Source organism: Mycobacterium sp. E3298 (assembly GCF_001666895.1).
Lineage (GTDB): Bacteria > Actinomycetota > Actinomycetes > Mycobacteriales > Mycobacteriaceae > Mycobacterium.
In genome coordinates, this window is record NZ_LZJB01000171.1 from 1 (window position 1) to 20,115 (window position 20,115).

The window sequence follows — 20,115 nt, forward strand, 5'->3', positions numbered from 1 at the left end:
ACCAGCTACGAGCCGCTTCCGCCAGGCCCTGCACCAGGGCGCTGGTCACCGGTGACAGCCCGTCACCGCCGGGCAACGGGCTGCGCGGGCTGATGCCGCGCACGCGCGGGGACAGCTCCAGCTGGGTACCGCCGTCGCGCACCCGGTTCACCGGGTTGCCCGGATGCAGCCCGCGCAACTCCGGCGGGATGTCCTCGAGGTCGGTGATCACCTGATAGCCGGTCAACTGGATGTGCCGGGCCAGGTGCGCGGCCAACGCACGGTTGCGCCCGCCGGCCAGCAGCTGGGTGCTGCGCCCGATGCGGCCGTAGCCGTGCAGCGACACCGCAACGTCGACGTGGTCGAGGAATTCGGCGAGCCGTGGTGACTCGGCCGGGTCGAATCGCGCCGACGGCAGGTGGTGCGGGTAGTGGTCGGGGTGACGCAGGACGTACACCGACGCGTCGGCGGCGTCGGCCGCGCGTTCGGCGATCACGTCGGTCATCTCCTCCAGCCCGCCGCCGTGGATGGCGAGGAAGCCGAAGCGCGAACGCAATTGGCTGGCCTCGCTCACCCCGGGTTCACTCAGCAACGCTGAAAGGGATTGCGGCGCAGGCCCGGACGCCAACGCACGCCGCGGCCAGCGTGCGGGATCCCAGCGGCGCAAGAAGTCGATCCAGCGTGGCGGCAAACCGTGCTCAACGGCACCGTCGATGATCTTGGGCAGGTAGCCAGGCCGGGGCGGACCCGGTGTCACGCGATGGTCGATGTAGACCCACGCCGGCGACGGCCCGACGTCGCTGTGCACGGTCAGCCGGTCCCGCCGGTAGCGCACCGGCACGCCTTCGGCGCTGTCGAGGGTCGCCAGGTCACCGTCGGAGATCTGCCAGATCACGCCATGCACCTGATTGCCGGCGCACGGTTCGACCGTGGCCACACCGCGCTGGTTGATCAACCAGTCGTGATCGGACAGGACGGCCGGCCGCGGATCGGCGGCGTCGGGACACCGCAGCGCCATCTGCCTGACGCACAGGTTCGAGCCATATGCGAAGTAGGCATGCCGGCGGGCCGGCATTTAGCCGGTCACCGTCAGCCAGATGAGCACCACGTTAAGCAGACTAATCATTACGCCGACGGCCCAACCAATAATCGTCGTGACGCGATGATTGGTGTCGTCACCCATCAGCTCGCGGTCACTGGTCAGCTTCACCAGGGGAAGGACCGCGAACGGTATGCCGAACGACAGCACGACCTGAGAGAGCACCAGGGCGCGCGTGGGGTCGAAGCCGAACGCGAGGATCGCCAGGGCGGGGCACACGGTGATCAAGCGGCGCAGCAGCATCGGGATCCGGCGGTGCAGCAGGCCTTGCATGATCATGGCGCCGGCGTAGGCGCCCACCGACGACGAGGCCAGCCCGGACGCCAGCAACCCCACGGCGAACAGCACCGCGATGGTCGGGCCCAGCGTGTGGTGGATCGCGGAGTAGGCGCCCTCGATGGACGCGCTGATGTCGCGGTGCTGCAGGTTGATCGCGGCGACCAGCAGCATCGCGGCGTTCACCGTTCCCGCGACGGCCATCGCCAGCACGACGTCCAACCGGGTCACCCGCAGCAGCAGGCGTCGATGCGCGCCCTCGGCGGGATGCCCGTGCCGGTCAAGCACCAGGCCCGAATGCATGTACACCGCGTGCGGCATCACGGTGGCGCCCAGGATGGCGGCGGCAAGCAGGACGCTCTCGGTGCCCCGGAATCGCGGCACCAGCCCGCCGAGCACGGCGTCGGGCGGCGGGGTCTTCACGAAGAAGCTGGCCGCGAACCCGATGGCGATGACCAGCAGCAGTCCGGTGATGACACGCTCGAAGATGATCTGCCCGCGCCGGTCCTGGATGGCCAGCAGCAGCAGGGACACTACCCCGGTGATGACCCCGCCGAGCAGCAGCGGCAAGTCGAACAGGATCCGCAATGCTATTGCGCCGCCGACGATTTCGGCCATATCCGTCGCGATCGCCACCAGTTCGGCCTGAGCCCAGTAGACCAGCCGGACCGGGCGGCTCATCCGCTTGCCGATGGCCGCGGGCAGCGAGCGTCCGGTCACCAGGCCGAGCTTGGCCGACAGGTACTGCACCAGGCCGGCCAGCGCGTTGGCCACCACGATGACCCACAGCAGCAGGTACCCGAACTGGGCGCCGGAGCTGACGTTGGCGGCGACGTTGCCCGGATCGACGTAGGCGATCGCGGCGACGAAGGCAGGCCCGAGCAGATACCAGCTGCTCTTGAGCGTGGCCTGGCTGCTCTGCGTCAACGTGCACCCTCGATTCACACGGCCGAATAAGAAAGTGAGGTTAGCCGAACACTGTGGGTACGCCGAAGGACACCCACTGGTGGTCCACGTCTCGCCGGGCGCCGGTGACGCCCTCGTCCCACGTGCACCCTGCTATACCCGCGGGTGCGGCCGCCTACTCGGGCAGGTAGAGCCCCTTGCCGGTGATCAGTGGCAGGTCGAGCGTCGTCACGATTCCCGGCTCGGCGGCCACCACGGCCGGAATCGCATTGACCACCCGCATCGCGGTGGCGACCAGCCCGGCGTGGTTGTGGTCGCCCTTGCGGCTGCTCAGGCAGATGTCCATGGCGTAGGACGGTTCGCCGGTGATCTCGATGCGGTAGGACCCGCCGTGCTGGGCGGGCTGTGGCCACTCGGGGCACAGGTCCTCGCGCAGCCGGGTGACGTGTTCCAGGACGACGACGGGGTCGCCGTTGACCATGCCGAACACCTCGAAGCGCAGCGCGGCGGCGCTGTCCTTCGGGATATGCCCCGACGTGATGTCGAAGTCCTCGGGCGCCGGCACCCGCACGTACTCCTGCGCGACCGAGTCGAGCGAGATGCCCAGGCCCGCCGCCAGCTGGCGCACCACCGAGCCCCATGCCAGGCTCAGCACGCCGGGCTGCAGCAGCATCGGGATCTCGTCGAGCGGCTTGCCGAAACCCATCACGTCGAACATGACGGCGGCGCTGTCATAGGTGGCGTAGTCGACGATCTCCATGCAGCGAATCTGCTGGATGTTCTGACAGGTGCCGGCCAGCGCCAGCGGCAGCAGGTCGTTGGCGAAGCCGGGATCGATCCCGTTGACATAGACGCTCGAATTGCCTTCGCGCGCAGCGTCTTCGATGGGCTTGATGAGCTCCTCGGGGATGACCTCCCAGGGGTATTGCAAGAAGACCGGGCCGCTGCCGACGATGTTGATGCCGGCCGCCAGGACCCGCCGGTAGTCCTCCAGCGCCTCGGGCAACCGGTTGTCGGCGAGCGCGTTGTAGACGGCGCATTGCGGTCCGGTGGCAAGCACGGCGTCGAGGTCGGTGCTGGCCAGCACGCCGGTCGAATCGGGAAGTCCGGCAAGCTCCGCCGCGTCCTTTCCGGCCTTGGCGTCCGATGACACCCAGACGCCCTTGAGGTCGAACGCCGGGTTGGTGATGAGCGCTCGCAGCGCGTGGACGCCGACGTTGCCGGTGCCTAATTGGACGACGGGGATTCCCATGACGGGCTCCTTAGTGGGTGGTTGGTTCACGACCGCGAGCAGACGCAAAGTCGCATGAACTGCGGGGCGCGCATGCGACTTTGCGTCTGCTCGCGCGTCAAGCGGTCACAGATCCGGGACGGGGATGTCGAGGTTGGGATAGGTGAGGCCGCCGTCGACCTCCAGCGTCTTACCGGTCAGGAAGCTGCCGGCCGGGGACGCCAAATACACTGCGGCCGCCGCGATGTCGACGGGATCGCCGAGCCGGCGCATGGGGGTGGCCTTCTCCATCGGCGCGCGCAGCTCGTCGTTGGATGCGACCACGTCCAGCGCGGAGGTGAGGATCGATCCCGGCGCGATCGCGTTCACCCGGATGCGCGGGCACAGGTCCAGGGCGGTCAGCCGGGTGTAGTGGGACAGCGCGGCCTTGGCGGTGCCGTAGGCGGCGAAGCCGCGGCCGGCCAGCCGGCCCATGGTGGAGGTGATGTTGATGATGCTGCCCTCACCGGAGTGCTCGAGCATGAGGGGCACCGACGCGACGGTCAACGCGTGGGCGGTGGCGACGTTGAAGGTGAACGCGTCCTTGAGGTCCTTGGTCGAGGTGGTCAGCAACGTGTTCGGCATGGTTCCGCCGACGTTGTTGACGACGATGTCTAGTCTCCCGAAGGCCTCCACCGCCTGGCCGGCCAGTTCCGCGGTGGCCTCCGGGTGGGCGAGATCGGCGGCGACGATGTGCGCCCGCCGGCCCGCCGCGCGAACCTGTTCGGCGACGCCTTCTAGTTGCGATTCCGTGCGCGAGGCGATGAGGACGTCGGCGCCCGCCTCGGCGAAAGCCAGCGCGATGGCCGCCCCGAGGCCGCGGCCGGCACCGGTGATGACGGCGACTTTGTCGTCGAGACGAAATCTGTCAAGGATCATTGCGGCCTCTCTTCGCCCAAGTTGTCAGCCGACACGGTAGCAAGCCGCGCCGTGTCGGATGCGGCATTTCTGGAACAGGTTCTACTTTTGCATATGGGCGAGGAGGCGCAATGCCCCACGCCCATTCCCGGCCCGCCGGAACCAATCGGTCGAAATTGTGTGTGGACACCGTGCGGGGACGGACTCGGCGCATCTCGCGTCCACTGCGAGAACATTCACCCGGCGTTAGCCTCTTAGTGCCGACCGTTTGGCCGGCGCGCACGGCTATCGAATGGTGACGATAATGTCCGAGTTTTTCCGTCGGGGAACATATTGGGGCTGAATCGATTTGGCGCCGCGCTGAGCGCCGCGACCGTCCTGGTGCTGTCCGGCTGTGGGAGTAATGACAATGCGACGGGCGAACGTCCCGCGCCGGGCACGTCGGCCGCCAAGGTGGCCTGTGGCGGGGCCAAGTCGCTGAAGGCGAGCGGGTCGACCGCCCAGGCCAACGCGATGACCCGCTTCGTCAAGGCGTTCGAGCAGGCCTGCCCGGGCCAGACGCTGAACTACACGCCCAACGGCTCGGGCGCGGGAATCGGTGAATTCACCGGTAACCAAACCGATTTCGCGGGGTCCGACTCGCCGCTGGCCCCCATCGAATACTTCGCGGCGCGCCAGCGCTGCGGTTCGCCGGCGTGGAATTTGCCGGTCGTGTTCGGTCCGATCGCGATCAGCTACCACGTCAACGGAGTGACGTCGCTGAATCTGGACGGTCCGACGGCCGCCAGGATATTCAAGGGGGACGTCACCGCCTGGAACGATCCGGCCATTGCGGCGCTGAACCCGGGCGTCGCTTTTCCCGCCGAGCCAATCCGGGTGATCTTCCGCAACGACCAGTCGGGCACCACGGACAATTTCCAGAAATACCTGGATTCCGCGGCCAACGGCGTCTGGGACAAGGGCGTCGGCAAGACGTTCAACGGCGGTGTCGGTGAGGGGGCCAAGGGCAACGACGGCACGTCGGCGGCGGTCAAGGCCACCGAGGGGTCGATCACCTACAACGAGTGGTCGTTCGCCCTGGCGCAAAAGCTCAACATGGCCAGGATCGTCACCTCGGCGGGCCCGGACGCGGTGGCGATCAGCGCCGATTCGGTGGGCAAGACGATCGCAGGCGCGGACTTCACCGAGGAGGGCAACGACCTGGTCGTCGACACCTTCTCCTTTTACCGGCCGACCCAGCCCGGTTCCTACCCGATCGTGCTCGCGACGTACGAGATCGTCTGTTCGAAGTATCCGGATCCCCAGGTCGCAGCGGCCGTGAAGGCGTTCCTGCAAAGCACCGTCGGCGCGGGGCAGAACGGCCTGGCGGACAACGGCTACATTCCCGTTCCCGAGTCGTTCAAGTCCAGGTTGTCGGCGGCAATCGACGCAATTTCGTGACCCCTCCCGCCCCGGCGTGCGGCTCGCCCGCAAGCCGCCTTGGCCAGCGACAATCGGCCGACGGCAATTTGCCCAACGTTAACCTTCTTGCTGTTAGCTTCCTTGCTGCGAGAGACGGCTCGTCGCCGGACAGCGGCTAAGAGAACGTCGCCAATCACGTTTCATCCCTACCGTTAGGAAGTGACTTGAAACTCAACCGATTCGGTGCCGGGCTGAGCGTCCTGACCGCTGCTGCGCTGGCGTTGTCGGGGTGCGGAAGCGACAACAATGCCAACGGCGGGAGCGGCGGGACGAGCGGCTCGGCGTCGGGCAAGGTCAGCTGCGGCGGAAAGAAGACCCTGAAGGCCAGCGGGTCGACCGCCCAGGCCAACGCGATGACCCGCTTCGTCAACGCCTTCGAACAGGCCTGCCCAGGCCAGACGCTGAACTACACCGCCAATGGGTCGGGTGCCGGAATCAGTGAATTCAACGGCAACCAAACGGATTTCGGTGGCTCGGACTCGCCGCTCGCGGCCAAGGAATACGCCGCGGCGCAGCAGCGGTGCGGCTCCCCGGCGTGGAACCTGCCGGTGGTGTTCGGCCCGATCGCCATCACCTACAACGTCAAGGGCCTGAGTTCGCTGAGCCTGGACGGTCCCACCGCGGCGAAGATCTTCAACGGCGCCATCACGACGTGGAACGACCCGGCGATCGCGGCGCTGAACTCCGGTGTCACGTTGCCCGCCGAGCCGATCCATGTGGTGTTCCGCAACGACGAATCCGGGACCACGGACAACTTCCAGAAGTACCTTGACGCCGCCTCGAACGGCGCGTGGGGCAAGGGCGCCGGCAAGACGTTCAAGGGCGGTGTCGGCGAGGGCGCCAAGGGCAACGACGGCACGTCGGCGGCCATCAAGGCCACCGAAGGGTCGATCACCTACAACGAGTGGTCGTTCGCCGAGGCGCAGAAACTGGACATGGCCAAGGTCGTCACGTCGGCCGGCCCGGACGCCGTGGCGATCAGCGCCGACTCGGTCGGCAAGACCATCTCCGGCGCCAAGATCAGCGGGCAGGGCAACGACCTGGTGCTGGACACGCTCTCCTTCTACAAGCCGACGCAGCCCGGGTCCTACCCGATCGTGCTGGCGACGTACGAGATCGTCTGCTCGAAGTATCCCGACTCCCAGGTCGGCACGGCGGTGAAGGCGTTCCTGCAAAGTACGATCGGTGCGGGGCAGAGTGGCCTGGCCGACAATGGGTACATTCCCATCCCGGATTCGTTCAAGTCGAGACTGTCGGCTTCGATCAACGCCATCACGTGATTTGAGGTGGTCGTGACCCGAGGAGCGGTAGCCAGCCCGTCGACCACGGAAAAGCCCGCGCTCAAGGCGCTGGGGACACCGTCAGGTCGACGGGGTGACCGGCTGTTCAAGTCAGCGGCCGCCGCTGCCGGTTCGACGATCGTGGCCGCGATCGTGCTGATCGCGGTGTTCCTGCTGATTCGAGCCGTTCCGTCGTTGCGGGCCAACCACGCGAACTTCTTCACCAGTGCCCAATTCAGCACCACCGAGCCGGGCAAGCTCGCGTTCGGCATCCGCGACCTGTTGATGGTCACGGTGCTCAGCTCGCTCACCGCGCTGGCGCTGGCGGTGCCGATCGCGGTGGGAATCGCGGTGTTTCTCACCCAATACGCACCGAAGCGGCTGGCTCGCCCGTTCGGGGCGATCGTCGACCTGCTGGCCGCGGTGCCCTCGATCATCTTCGGGTTGTGGGGCATCTTCGTGCTGGCGCCCAAGATCGAGCCCGTCGCGGCGTTCCTCAATCGCCACCTGGGCTGGTTCTTCCTGTTCAAGCAGGGCAACGTGTCGCTGGCCGGTGGCGGCACCATCTTCACCGCGGGCATCGTGCTTTCGGCGATGATCCTGCCGATCATCACGTCGGTATCGCGTGAGGTGTTCCGGCAGACCCCGCCCATCCAGATGGAAGCGGCGCAGGCGCTGGGGGCCACCAAGTGGGAGGTGGTGCGGATGACCGTGCTGCCGTTCGGCCGCAGCGGCGTGATCGCGGCGTCCATGTTGGGATTGGGCCGGGCGCTCGGCGAAACCGTGGCGGTGCTGATCATCTTGCGTTCCGCCGCCCGCCCCGGAAACTGGTCGCTGTTCGACGGCGGCTACACGTTCGCCTCGAAAATCGCCTCGGCGGCAGCCGAATTCAGCGAACCGCTGCCCACCGGCGCCTACATCGCCGCGGGATTCGCGCTGTTCGTCTTGACGTTCGTCGTCAACGCGCTGGCCCGCGCCGTCGCCGGCGGGAAGGTCAACGGATGACGGTCAACGTGTTCGACCGGCCGGTCAAAGCACAGGCGTTCCGGCCCGTCAGCGTCCGGCGGCGGCTCACGAATGACGCGGCGACGGTCTTCTTCGTCGCCTCCTTCCTCATCGCGCTGGTGCCGCTGGTCTGGGTGCTGTCGGTCGTGATAGCCCGGGGCTGGTACGCGGTCACCCGGACGGGTTGGTGGACTCACTCGCTGCACGGCATCCTGCCGGAGCAGTTCGCCGGCGGGATCTACCACGCGCTGTACGGGACCGTGGTGCAGGCCGGGGTGGCAGCGCTGCTGTCCGTGCCGCTGGGGCTGATGACCGCGGTCTTCCTGGTGGAATACGGGTCGGGCCGGCTGGTACGGCTGACGACGTTCATGGTCGACGTGCTCGCCGGGGTGCCCTCGATCGTCGCCGCGCTGTTCATCTTCAGCCTCTGGATCGCCACGCTGGGATTCCAGCAGAGCTCGTTCGCCGTCTCGCTGGCGCTGGTCTTGCTGATGCTGCCGGTGGTGGTGCGGTCCGCCGAGGAGATGCTCAGGTTGGTGCCCGACGACCTGCGGGAGGCCAGCTACGCGCTCGGCGTACCCAAGTGGAAGACCATCTTGCGGATCGTGTTCCCGATCGCCATGCCCGGCATCGTCTCCGGCGTCTTGTTGTCCGTCGCGCGGGTCATCGGCGAAACCGCTCCCGTGCTGGTGCTGGTGGGCTACAGCCGCTCGATCAACGTCGACATCTTCCACGGGAACATGGCCTCGCTGCCGCTGCTGATCTACACCGAACTCACCAATCCCGAGCACGCCGGCTTCCTGCGCATCTGGGGTGCGGCGCTGAGCCTGATCATCATGGTCGCCGTGATCAACCTGATCGCGGCGGCGACCCGGTTCCTGGCGGCCCGCAGGCGCTGAGCACGCGCCCGGTCGGGTTCAGGACTTCGCCGCGGCCTTCTTGGCGGTTGTCTTCTTCGCCGCCGTCTTCTTCGCGGTGGTCTTCTTGGCGGCCGTTTTCTTGGCCGGTGCCTTCTTGGCGGGAGCCTTGCCGTCACCCGAACGCGCCTTCACGCTGGCCTCCAGCTTGGCCAGTAGGTCGGACACGTCCTCGGTCTCGTCGAGTTCCTTCGGCTGTTCCTCGGTGGTAAAGGCCTCGCCGCCTTCGAGTTTCGCGTCGATCAGCTCCTGGAGCTGCTCCTGGTAGGTGTCGTGATAGCGGTCCGGGTTGAACTCTTCGGCCATCGACTCCACGACCTGACCGGCCATTTTCAGTTCCGCCGGCTTGATCTCGACCTCCTTGTCGAGCACCGGGAAGTCGGGGTCACGGATCTCGTCGGGCCACAGCAGGGTGTGCACCATCATCACGTCGCGTTTGCCGAAGTCCTTGACGCGCAACGCCGCCAGCCGCGTCTTGTTGCGCAGGGTGAAGTGGACGATCGCCATCCGATCGGTCTCGGCGAGCGTCTTCGCGAGCAGCACATACGATTTCGACGATTTGGAATCCGGCTCCAGGAAGTAGCTGCGGTCGAACAGCATCGGGTCGACCTCTTCGGCTGGAACGAATTCCAGCACCTCGATCTCCCGGCTGCGTTCTTCGGGCAAGGTGGCGATGTCGTCGTCGGTGATGATGACCATCTGGCCGTCGTCGGATTCGAAGGCCCGGGCGATGTCTCGGTATTCGACGACCTCCCCGTCCACCTCGCACACGCGTTGGTATCGGATGCGGCCGTTGTCCTTGGCGTGCACCTGATGGAACTTGATGTCGTGGTCCTGGGTGGCGCTGTACACCTTGACCGGGACGTTGACCAGCCCGAACGCGATCGAGCCCTTCCAGATGGAGCGCATGTAAGTCAGTATGCCCATACTGTTCGCCGGCTAACAGGACGCGGGGCCGTTGCGCCCAGCTCGTGACCGCATCGAAGCCGGCCGGGAAGCTAGCGCCGGTTTGCCTGCGCCCGCAGCTCGGCGCGGTCGGGCAGCTGCGCCCCGGCGCGGCCCACGGTCGCCGCAGACGACAGCGCGGCCGCCTCGAGCGCTCCGGTCAGGGCGTCGATCGAGATGCGGCGCAGGGCGGCGCGCCGGTCGGCGCCCAACAAGTCCATCCCCCAGAGCGCGTCCAGCAGGCCGACCGTGAAGGCGTCGCCGGCGCCCACGGTGTCCACCACCTGGACCGGCCTGGCGGCCACGCGCGCCTCGCCGGCCGAACACAGCGCAACCGCGCCGCGGGCCCCCATCGTCACCACGACGATCGCCGGCCCCGACGCCAGCCACGCCCGGGCCGTCTGCTCGGGCTCGTGCTGGGGATCGATCCAGCGCAGGTCCTCGTCGCTGACCTTCACGACGTCGCTGCGCTCGGCCAGGTGCTCGATGCGCGCGCGGGCCGAATCGCGGTCGGTGATCAGCGACGGACGCACGTTGGGATCCAAGGTGATCGTGGCCGACAGGCGGTAGGCGTCGACCAACGCCGCGACCGCCAGGCAGCCCGGCTCGCGTACGGCGGCGATGGACCCGGTGTGCACCAACACCGGCGGGGGAACCTCGGGCGTGCCGGAAAGTCGCCACTGTAGGTCAAACGTGTAGGTGGCCGAGCCATCAGCGGACAGAGTCGCTACCGCGGTCGGCGTCCGGGTGGCCGAAACGCTGCCCGGGACAAGCTGTGCGCCAGCAGTTTTCACGTAGTCGGCGATGCGCCGCCCCTGTCGGTCGTCGGCGATGTGGGTCAGGAAATCGATATCGCGGCCCAGCAGGCCGAGCCCGACGGCGACGTTGAGCGGACTGCCGCCGACATGCTCGTCGCCGTTGACGATGTCGATCAGCGATTCGCCGATCACCAGGCCGCGGGTCATCGCACCAGAGCCTCCAGCGTCGCCCGAGCTCCCTTGTGGTGCAACGAATCCAGGGCCCAGCAATACGCCTCGACAAACCGTGGTTGGTGGGCCAGATCGCAGAACACGGCGGTCACTTCGATGAACGCGGTGGGGTTCCGGTTCTGCGATCGGGCGATCGGGATGAGCGAATCCGCGAGCTGGTCCACCACCTCATACGGCTTTCCCCATTCGTCGGTGCCCTCCGCGTAGCGCGCCCAACTCGCCACCGCCGCGGCCGCCAGTTGAACCGGGCCGCCGTTGGCCAGGTTGTCGCAGATGACGGGGAACAGCCATTTCGGGATGCGGTCCGACGAGTAGGCGCAGATGCGCGCGACGGTGTCGCGCACGGCCGGGTTGGCGAACCGCTCGACCAGCGTGCGGCCGAATTCGTGCAGGTTGATTCCGGGCACCGGCGGCAGGGTGGGGATGGCCTCGGCGTCAAAGTAAGAGAGCAAGAATGTGGCGAAGAGTGGATCGCGCGCCGCCTCGTGGACGAACTGGAAGCCGCACAGATGGGCGAAGTAGGCCAGGCACTGATGTCCCGCGTTGAGTAGCCGCAGCTTCATCAGCTCGTACGGGCGCACGTCGTCGACCATCAGCACCCCGGCCCGCTCCAGTGGAGGCCTGCCGTCGGCGAAGTCGTCTTCGATCACCCACGCGGTGAACGGTTCGGCCACCACCGGCCACCGGTCGTCAACGCCGAAGTCGCGCCGCACCTCCGCGGCCATCTCCAAAGTCGTTGCCGGAGTGATGCGATCGACCATCGAACTGGGGAAGCGGGCGTTCTCCGCCACCCACTCGGCCAACGCGGGATCCCTGCGTTCGGCGCTGGCGAGCACGGTGCGCTTGGCGACCTCGCCGTTGTTCTCGATGTTGTCGCAGGAAACGACCGTCGGTGCGGGGACTCCGCGATCGCGCCGCCTGGCGAGCGCCTCGGCGATCAACGCGAACGCCGGCCCGTCGGGATCGCGGTACCCACCTTCGGTGATGGTCAGCGAAATGATCCGGGTGGAGGCCGCGGCGAGCACCTCCAACGCTGATTCGGGATCGTCCGGGGCGTAGCGGTAGTCGACGATCGACCCGATCACTTGCGCGTCCCGGCTGCCGTCGGGGTTCTCCAAGATCAGCGTGTACAGCCCGTCCTGACCGTTGAGGACGTCGCGCATCGTCCAGTCGGCGGGCATCACGCCCACGCCGCAGATACCCCATTCGCGTGCCAGCCCCTGCTGCAGCAGCAGGTTGATGTACGCAGCCTGATGCGCGCGGTGGAAATGACCGGCGCCGATATGCGCGATGCCGACGGTCACGTCCCCGCGGTCATAGTTCGGCGCCTCGATCGGCAGTTCGGACAGCGACGCATTGTTCAGGTTGATCGCGCCAGCCACCATTGGCCAACTCCTCACCGGGCCACGGCCCCGATCGTTACCGGGTTCGCGGCACCTCTCGACGGTATGACGGCCCCGGGCCGAAGCCCAGCGGCTTGGACCATCCGATGCCCCTAGGTGAGCGGGGGACCCCCCGCCGGCACGGCCGACGACAGCAGGACATCGGCGAGCGCACGCCACGAATGGGTTATCGCGACTGCCCCGGCATCGATCAAATCCTCTCGGCGGCAATCCCGTTCGTCAGGTGGCACAAACATCAGGTTGCCCACCGTGGCGTAGCCGGCCGCGACCGCGGAGCTCACGCCGGCGACGGAGTCTTCGATGGCGAGGCCTTGTTCTGCCGCGACGCCCATCACCTGACCGGAATGCAGATAGACCGCCGGATCGGGTTTGCTTGTCGGCACCGCAAGCGAATCCTCCGCGCTGAAGGTCAGCGCCTCGGGTATCAGCGAGTCGATGCCGGTGGCGGCGAAGCAGGCGCGCAGGCGCTTGGTGGCGCTGGAGCTCACGGCAGCGAGCGCGTAGCGGGGCGCGAGGTCGCGCAGCGGTTCGAGCACCCGCGGGTCGGGGGTCAGCGTGACGGCGAGATGCGCGGTGACCCGTTCGCGCTCTTCGCGCACCCACTGCTCGAGTTCGTCGGCGGACAACGCGTTGCCCTTCGCCACGTCCTGGGCTGAGGCAACCACCGCCGCGGGAAGGCCGTGCGCCAACGTCTGATCGAGCGGCAGCCGGCACTGGGTCGCCAGGTCGAGGGCCATCGCGCGGAAGTTCTTCCCGACGGCCCGCTTACGCAACTCCTCCGAGTCGAGCGGGGCGGTCACGCCGAACCTGGCCAGGAAACGATTCATCACATCGGTCGACGCTTCGAACGCCGGCCTTTCCGAAGCGAACAGGTTGTCGTCGGCGTCACACAGCAAGGTGGTGATCGGCGCCGGGTCGAACGCGCGCACAAAGGTCAGGTGAGCGTTCATCGTGACACCAACTCTCGCTCGTCGTTGCGCATCGCGTCACGCAACGTGGGCACCACGCCGCGCGTGTCGATATCGGCGATCATGTCGCCCAGGCGCCGCGCGAAACCGGGAACGGCGCGTAGCTCGGCGAACATCGCATGCCGCAGCAGGGGGTCAGGGTTGTTGCCGGCCATGTTCGCCAATTTAGCCACCGGTATCGCCTGCGAGTCCTCGAGGCGGAGCCGGCGGCCCTGCAGGTCGTGGCCCCGCATGTACCGGGCCCACCCGGCAACAGCCAACGTCAGCAGCGTGTGCGGTCTGCCCTGCGCGATCGCCTCCTGCAGGGACGGCAGCACGAAGGAAGTGATTTTGGTCGTCCCCCGCCGGGCCAGCCGCGACAATTGGTCGCTCATGCTGGGATTGCTGAGCCGATCGAGCAAGGTGGCGCGGTACTGCGGGGTGTTCATCCCCGGCACGGCCGGCAGCAACGGCTGAATCTCCTCGCGCAGCAGTGTCTCGACGTAGTCGCATATGACGCGGTTCCGCATCGCTTCGTCGGTGCGCTGGTAACCGGCCAGGGTCGCCAAACACGCTAGCGCGATATGGGTTCCGTTGAGCAGGCGCGTCTTGATCAGCTTGTGGTCGCTGACGTCGGCAACGAATTCGGCCCCGACCTCCTCGAGCGGCGGCCGACCGTTGCTGAACGAATCCTCGATCACCCATTGGCGATACGGTTCGGTCACGACCGGACACTTGTCGGCCACGCCGAACGTCTGCTCGACGAACTCGCGCTCCGAAGTCGACGTTTGCGGGGTGATGCGATCGACCATCGTCGACGGGAACGCGACGTGCCTTTCGATCCAGCGGGCAAGCCCCGGGTCCTTGCACGCCGCGAACGAGATCAACGCGGTTCTCGCCGGCCGGGTGTCGCCGGGAATGTTGTCGCAGCAGAGCACGGTGAACGGTGCGAACCCTGCGCGGCGGCGCCGGTCGAGAGCCTCGGCCAGGTACCCCCACGCGGTGGCGTAACCACCGGACGCGACCAGGTCGGCGCGCACGTCGGGATGATCGGCGTCGAATTGGTCGGTGACCGGATCCAGGAAGTATCCGTTGTCGGTGATCGTCAGGCTGACTATTCGGGTTTGCGGATCTGCCAGCGCCGCGCGCACGGCCGCGCCGTCGTGCGGCGCGAAATGAACCGACCCGATCGAACCCACCACGCGGGCGGTCTGGCCGTCGTGGCCGCGCTGAACCACTGTGTAAAGCCCGTCCTGTGCCGACAGCAGGTCTTTGGCCCCCGGCGAGTGGAGGCTCACACCGGTAACGCCCCAACGGTGCGAAATCCCCGAGCGGGCAAGGTCGTCGAAGTACACGGCTTGATGGGCGCGATGAAAGTTGCCCGCGCCGATGTGAACGACACCGCGCTGCAGGGCCGACCTCTCGTATGTGGGTACCGCGATTCGCTGGGAGTGCAGTCGCAGGGTGGCATTGCTGAGGGGGACGCCGCTTGCTGGACGTCTGGGCGTTGTGCGCATCGCTATCCCGTGCCCGTGGTGCCCGCGGGTCTAACGTCTTCGTAACCGATGTCACAGAAATTTACGTTTGAGACATAATCCGTGGTGGGTAACGATGATCACTGGTCAGACGCGTAAGTTGACAACATGGCACCGCGGGTGAAACTCACCAACGCCGACAAGGTGCTCTACCCCGCCACCGGGACGACCAAGCGGGACGTCTTCGACTATTACACCCGGATCGCCGAGGTGATGATCCCGCATATCGCGGGGCGCCCGGCCACCCGCAAGCGCTGGCCGAATGGCGTTGAGGAGTCATCGTTTTTCGAAAAGCAGCTGGCTTCCTCTGCGCCGGAATGGTTGCCCCGCGCCAGCGTCAAGCACCGTTCGGGAACTACGACGTACCCGATCATCGACAGCCCCGACGGGCTGGCCTGGATCGCGCAACAGGCCGCGCTGGAAGTGCACGTGCCGCAATGGCGGTTCGTCGCCGAGTGGACGCGAAGCAAGGCCGAAGAGCTCAAGCCCGGCCCGGCGACCCGACTGGTGTTCGATCTCGATCCCGGTGAAGGCGTGACCATGGCCCAGCTGGCAGACGTGGCCCACGCCGTTCGCGACCTCATCGACGGCATCGGGCTGACCCTGTTCCCGCTCACCAGCGGCAGCAAAGGCCTGCACCTCTACGCCCCGCTGGCGGAACCGGTGAGCAGCAAGGGCGCGACCGTGTTGGCGAAACGTGTTGCCCAGCAATTGGAAAAGTCGATGCCCAAGCTGGTCACCTCGACCATGACGCGAAGCCTGCGCGCGGGCAAGGTGTTCCTCGACTGGAGCCAGAACAACGGCGCCAAAACCACGATCGCGCCGTATTCGCTGCGCGGACGCGAACACCCGACGGTCGCGGCCCCGCGCACGTGGGAGGAGATCGACGACCCTGCGACGCTGCGGCAGTTGCGCTACGACGAGGTGCTGGACCGGGTCGCCCGCGAGGGCGATCTGCTGGCGGCGCTGGACAACGACGTCGCCGTCGCGGACCGGTTGACCAGGTACCGCAGCATGCGGGACGCGTCGAAGACCCCGGAGCCGGTTCCGCGGACGAAACCTCTTACCGGCCACGGCAATTCATTCGTCATCCAGGAGCACCACGCCCGCCGGCTGCATTACGACTTCCGGCTGGAGAAAGACGGCGTGCTGGTGTCGTGGGCGGTGCCGAAGAACCTCCCCGAAACCACATCGGTGAACCATCTGGCGGTACACACCGAGGACCATCCGCTGGAATACGCCACGTTCGAGGGCAACATCCCCAGGGGGGAGTACGGCGCCGGGAAGGTGCTCATCTGGGACGCCGGAACGTATGAGGCGGAGAAATTTCACGACGACGAGGTGATCGTGAATCTGCACGGCAACAAGGTCACCGGGCGCTACGCGCTGATCCAAACCAACGGCGACCAGTGGCTGGCGCACCGCATGAAGGACCAGAAGACCTTCGACTTCGACGGGATCGCGCCGATGCTCGCCACCCACGGTTCGATCGCGGCGTGCAAGGCGAGCCAGTGGGCGTTCGAAGGCAAATGGGACGGCTACCGACTGCTCGTCGAAATCGACCACGGCGGCCTGCGGGTGCGGTCCCGCCGCGGTCGCGAGGTCACCAACGAATACCCCCAATTGCGTTCGTTGGCAACCGATCTGGCCGATCATCACGTAGTGCTCGACGGGGAGGCCGTCGTCCTGGACGCCGCCGGGGTGCCCAGCTTCCACGCGATGCAGAACCGGGGGCGCGGCAGCCGCGTGCAATTCTGGGCGTTCGACCTGCTCTACCTCGACGGTCGCTCGCTGCTGCGGGCGCGCTACCAAGATCGTCGAAAGCTGTTGGAAACACTCGCCGGCGGCAGCGAGCTCATCGTGCCCGAGTTGCTGCCCGGCGACGGGAAACAGGCGCTGGAGCACTCCGGCAAGCATGGCTGGGAGGGCGTGGTCGCCAAGAGGCGGGACTCCACCTACCAACCGGGCCGACGCTCGGCGTCCTGGATCAAGGACAAACATTGGAACACCCAGGAAGTGGTCATCGGCGGCTGGAAGGCCGGCGAGGGCGGCCGCAGCAGCGGCATCGGCTCCCTGTTGATGGGCATCCCCACCGACGGCGGCCTGCACTTCGCCGGGCGGGTCGGTACCGGGTTCACCGAACGTGACCTGGCGAGCCTGAAGAAGACGCTGGCTCCCCTGCACACCGAGCAATCCCCGTTCAACCCACCGCTTCCACGCAGCGAGTCCAGGGGTGTGACGTTCGTCGAGCCGGTGCTGGTGGGAGAAGTGCGCTACAGCGAGTGGACGCCGGATGACCGCCTACGCCAATCGAGTTGGCGAGGCCTACGGCCGGACAAGGAACCGAGTGAGGTGGTGCGGGAATGAAATGGGTGACCTACCTCGACGCCGGTGGCGAACGCACCGGGGTGCTCGCCGACGAAGATATCTACGCGATGCCCGCCGGCGTGACCCTTCTCGACCTGATCGGCCGTGGCGCGGAAGGCTTGCGCGCCGCCGGCGAAGAGGCGTTGCGTGCCCCCGCGGCGACCGTGCGGCTGGACGCGGTGCGGCTCTTGGCGCCGATCCCGCGCCCGCCGTCCATCCGCGACTCGCTGTGCTTTCTGGATCACATGCGCAACTGCCAGGCCGCGCTCGGTGCCGGGCGCACCCTCGCCGACACCTGGTATCGCATACCCGCGTTCTACTTCGCCTGTCCGGCAACGGTCTTGGGTCCATACGACGACGCTTCCGCCGCCCCCGGAAGCGCTTGGCAGGACTTCGAATTGGAGATCGCCGCGATCATCGGAACCGGTGGACGCGACCTGACCGTCGACCAAGCCGAGCGGGCCATCATCGGCTACACCATCTTCAACGACTGGTCGGCACGCGACCTGCAACAGCTGGAAAGCCAACTCGGGATCGGGCAGGGCAAGGGCAAGGACAGCGGCGTCACGCTGGGCCCCTACCTGGTGACACCCGACGAGCTCGCGCCGTACGGCCGCGCCGGCCGACTGGACCTGCGGGTGACCGCCCTGGTCAACGACGCCGTGATCGGTTCGGGGTCGACCGCTCAAATGGATTGGAGCTTCGGCGAAGTCATCTCCTACGCCTCGCGCGGCGTGACCCTCGCCCCCGGCGACGTCATCGGCTCAGGCACCGTCCCGACGTGCACGCTCGTCGAGCACCTGAACCCAGCGGCGCCGGGCTCATTCCCCGGCTGGCTGCACGACGGCGACGTGGTCACGCTCCGGGTGCAGGGACTCGGGGAGACCCGGCAGACGGTGCGCGCCAGCGCCGCGCCCCACCCGTTGGCGGCCCGACCCAATCCGGACGCCGCGCCCGCGGCGCCGCGGGTGAACCGGGCACCCGCGAAGGTGCCCTATACCCGCGGCCTGCACCAGGTCGCCGATCGGGTATGGGCGTGGACGCTGCCCGACGGAGGCTACGGGTGGAGCAACGCCGGACTGGTCGCCGGCGACGGCGCGTCGCTGCTCGTGGACACGCTCTTCGATCTGGCGCTGACCCGGGAAATGCTTGCGGCGATGCGGGATATCACCTCGGCGGCGCCCATCACCGACGCGCTGACACCCACTCCAACGGGGACCACACCCACGGCAACCAGCTGCTCGGCGCCTCGGTGCGGATCATCGCCGCGCGGGGGACCGCCGAGGAGATCGCGCACGGCATGGCGCCCGAGATGCTGGCGATGGCGCAGACCGCGAACCTCGGTCCCGTCGCGACCCCCTACACGCGAGACCGCTTCGGACACTTCGACTTCAGCGGCATCACTGTGCGCAACGCCGACCAGACGTTCGACCGCGAAATGACGATCGAGGTCGGTGGGCGGCGCATCGACCTGTTGAACCTCGGCCCCGCGCACACCGCCGCCGATTCGGTGGTGCACGTGCCCGACGCGGGCGTGCTCTTCGGCGGCGATCTGCTGTTCATCGGCTGCACCCCGATCGTGTGGGCCGGCCCGATCTCGAACTGGATCGCCGCGTGCGACACGATGATCGCGCTCGACGCGGCGACGGTCGTGCCCGGACACGGCCCCGTCAGCGATCCCGACGGAATCCGTGCGGTGCGTGGATATCTCGCCTATGTCTCCGAACAAGCTGAGGCCGCATACCGCCGCGGGCAGTCGTGGTCCGAGGCCGCCGATACCATCGATCTCGGTGAGTACGCCTCCTGGCTGGATGCCGAGCGCGTCGTCGTCAACGTCTATCAGCGGTACCGCGAACTCGACCCGCAGACCCCGCAGCTGGAGGTCATGGCCCTGCTGGTGATGCAGGCCGAATGGCTGGCCAAGCGGGGCTAAAGCCGCACGGCCCGCACGAATTTGATCGTGGTCGCCGGCACCTGGTCTGCGGCCTGCCCCAGGTCCGGCAGCCCGGCCGCGGAGAACAGATCGGTGAGCCGCGATTCGGTGGTCTCCCAACCGTTCTCATGCAGATGCGCGGCGACATCGGTGTGCTCGCCCGGATACGTCAAGGTGCTCAGGTCCATTTCGAGTCCGTGCCGTCGCCAGCCCTCGGTCATCCGCCGCGCTTGTTCCTCGGCCGCCGGGGACGTGCCGGTCACGGTGCCGTAATCCGCGGCGAACCGGCTGCCCTCGGCGGACAGCGGGATGATGGAGTCCAGCAGCCGGATCTCGGCGTCCGGCGGGAGCCACCCGATCAGCACGCCCTCGGCGAGCCATGCCGTGGGATGGGCCGGATCGAAGCCCTGCTCCTGCAGCGCGGCCGGCCAATCGTCGCGCAGGTCGATCCCGACGTCGCGAAGCTTGGCGGTCGGCGCCGCCCCGATCTCCGACATCGTCGCCGCCTTGAACGCGATCACCTCGGGCTGATCGATTTCGTACACCGTCGTCCCGATCGGCCAGCGCAGCCGGTAGGCGCGCGCGTCGAGCCCTGACGCCAGGATCACCACCTGGAGCAGCCCGGCCTGCCCCGCCGCGGCGAAATAGTCGTCGAAATACCGGGCGCGGGCGGCGAACGTGTCGACCATCCGGTGAAAGCCGACGCTCTGCTCGAGCTCATCGGGATCGAGCTCGCCGCTGGCGAGCCGGGTGAACACCTCCAATCCCACGGCACGCACCAGCGGCTCGGCGAAGTCGTCCGTGATGACCGGCTGCGGACGCTTGCTTGCGGCGGCCCGGGCGGCGGCGACCATGGTGGCCGTCGCTCCCACGCTGTTGGCCAGGTCCCAGCTGTCACCCTCGGTTCGTGCCATGGCTTCTCCTTCAGTTGTGGCGGCCAAACCA

Annotated in this window: 15 protein-coding genes and 1 pseudogene; 6 read left to right on the top strand and 10 right to left on the bottom strand. The window is 67.4% G+C overall.

Annotated features, from left to right (window positions below; translation table 11 throughout):
* From A9X05_RS07965 to A9X05_RS07980, 4 genes are all read right to left on the bottom strand, one after another.
* The coding region (locus A9X05_RS07965; RefSeq protein ID WP_067753712.1) for a poly-gamma-glutamate hydrolase family protein at positions 1-1,054 on the bottom strand (1,054 nt) is incomplete at its 3' end.
* The gene (locus tag A9X05_RS07970; RefSeq protein WP_067753709.1) at positions 1,055-2,281 is read right to left on the bottom strand and encodes an Nramp family divalent metal transporter; all 1,227 of its coding nucleotides are present in this window, start codon (positions 2,279-2,281) and stop codon (positions 1,055-1,057) included.
* Between the two features lie 154 nt (positions 2,282-2,435).
* The gene (locus tag A9X05_RS07975) at positions 2,436-3,512 is read right to left on the bottom strand and encodes a diacylglycerol kinase (protein WP_067780523.1); all 1,077 of its coding nucleotides are present in this window, start codon (positions 3,510-3,512) and stop codon (positions 2,436-2,438) included.
* Positions 3,513-3,617: 105 nt separating this feature from the next.
* Positions 3,618-4,409 carry an SDR family oxidoreductase gene (locus A9X05_RS07980; RefSeq protein WP_067753703.1) on the bottom strand — a complete coding sequence of 264 codons (792 nt, stop codon included), beginning with the start codon at positions 4,407-4,409 and terminating at the stop codon, positions 3,618-3,620.
* Positions 4,410-4,721: 312 nt separating this feature from the next.
* Here A9X05_RS07980 and pstS (A9X05_RS07985) point away from each other — a divergent pair, with 312 nt between their 5' ends.
* The 4 genes from pstS (A9X05_RS07985) to pstA all read left to right on the top strand — a co-directional run bounded on the left by pstS (A9X05_RS07985) (position 4,722) and on the right by pstA (position 9,033).
* Positions 4,722-5,828 (top strand): phosphate ABC transporter substrate-binding protein PstS, encoded by a 1,107-nt coding sequence (gene pstS, locus A9X05_RS07985; RefSeq protein WP_067780525.1) that lies wholly within the window; start codon positions 4,722-4,724, stop codon positions 5,826-5,828.
* Between the two features lie 185 nt (positions 5,829-6,013).
* A complete protein-coding gene (pstS, locus tag A9X05_RS07990; RefSeq protein WP_067753697.1) occupies positions 6,014-7,129 on the top strand; it encodes a phosphate ABC transporter substrate-binding protein PstS in 1,116 nt (371 codons plus the stop codon).
* Between the two features lie 69 nt (positions 7,130-7,198).
* Complete coding sequence (pstC, locus tag A9X05_RS07995; RefSeq protein WP_156670078.1) at positions 7,199-8,134, top strand: phosphate ABC transporter permease subunit PstC; 936 nt, start codon at positions 7,199-7,201, stop codon at positions 8,132-8,134.
* Entirely contained in the window at positions 8,131-9,033 is a 903-nt protein-coding gene (pstA, locus tag A9X05_RS08000; protein ID WP_067753691.1) for a phosphate ABC transporter permease PstA, read from the top strand. Before pstC ends, pstA begins: the two co-directional genes overlap by 4 nt.
* A gap of 18 nt (positions 9,034-9,051) precedes the next feature.
* Here the strand turns inward: pstA and A9X05_RS08005 are convergent, their stop codons facing one another.
* The 5 genes from A9X05_RS08005 to A9X05_RS08025 form a co-directional block, all read right to left on the bottom strand.
* Positions 9,052-9,960, bottom strand: a complete 909-nt coding sequence (locus A9X05_RS08005; protein ID WP_067753687.1) for a Ku protein — start codon at positions 9,958-9,960, stop codon at positions 9,052-9,054.
* 89 nt (positions 9,961-10,049) lie between these two features.
* Positions 10,050-10,961: a carbohydrate kinase gene (locus tag A9X05_RS08010; protein ID WP_067753684.1), complete on the bottom strand. Its 912-nt coding sequence runs from the start codon at positions 10,959-10,961 to the stop codon at positions 10,050-10,052.
* Positions 10,958-12,370, bottom strand: a complete 1,413-nt coding sequence (locus A9X05_RS08015) for a mannitol dehydrogenase family protein (RefSeq protein ID WP_067753681.1) — start codon at positions 12,368-12,370, stop codon at positions 10,958-10,960. Before A9X05_RS08015 ends, A9X05_RS08010 begins: the two co-directional genes overlap by 4 nt.
* Positions 12,371-12,480: 110 nt before the next feature.
* Positions 12,481-13,338: an HAD family phosphatase gene (locus A9X05_RS08020; RefSeq protein ID WP_067753678.1), complete on the bottom strand. Its 858-nt coding sequence runs from the start codon at positions 13,336-13,338 to the stop codon at positions 12,481-12,483.
* Positions 13,335-14,852 carry a mannitol dehydrogenase family protein gene (locus A9X05_RS08025; RefSeq protein ID WP_067753675.1) on the bottom strand — a complete coding sequence of 506 codons (1,518 nt, stop codon included), beginning with the start codon at positions 14,850-14,852 and terminating at the stop codon, positions 13,335-13,337. The genes A9X05_RS08020 and A9X05_RS08025 overlap by 4 nt, the downstream gene beginning before the upstream one ends.
* A gap of 126 nt (positions 14,853-14,978) precedes the next feature.
* Between A9X05_RS08025 and A9X05_RS08030 the strand changes: the two genes are divergently transcribed.
* Together A9X05_RS08030 and A9X05_RS08035 are read left to right on the top strand one after the other, a co-directional pair.
* Positions 14,979-17,237: an ATP-dependent DNA ligase gene (locus A9X05_RS08030; RefSeq protein ID WP_067753671.1), complete on the top strand. Its 2,259-nt coding sequence runs from the start codon at positions 14,979-14,981 to the stop codon at positions 17,235-17,237.
* Positions 17,234-19,170 (top strand): annotated as a pseudogene (locus A9X05_RS08035) (fumarylacetoacetate hydrolase family protein). The gene A9X05_RS08030 and the pseudogene A9X05_RS08035 overlap by 4 nt, the downstream one beginning before the upstream one ends.
* Here A9X05_RS08035 and A9X05_RS08040 read toward each other — a convergent pair.
* Positions 19,167-20,084, bottom strand: coding sequence for an SAM-dependent methyltransferase (locus A9X05_RS08040; RefSeq protein ID WP_067753665.1), 918 nt, complete (start codon positions 20,082-20,084; stop codon positions 19,167-19,169). The pseudogene A9X05_RS08035 and the gene A9X05_RS08040 sit on opposite strands and share 4 nt — an antisense overlap.
* Positions 20,085-20,115 lie beyond the last annotated feature (31 nt).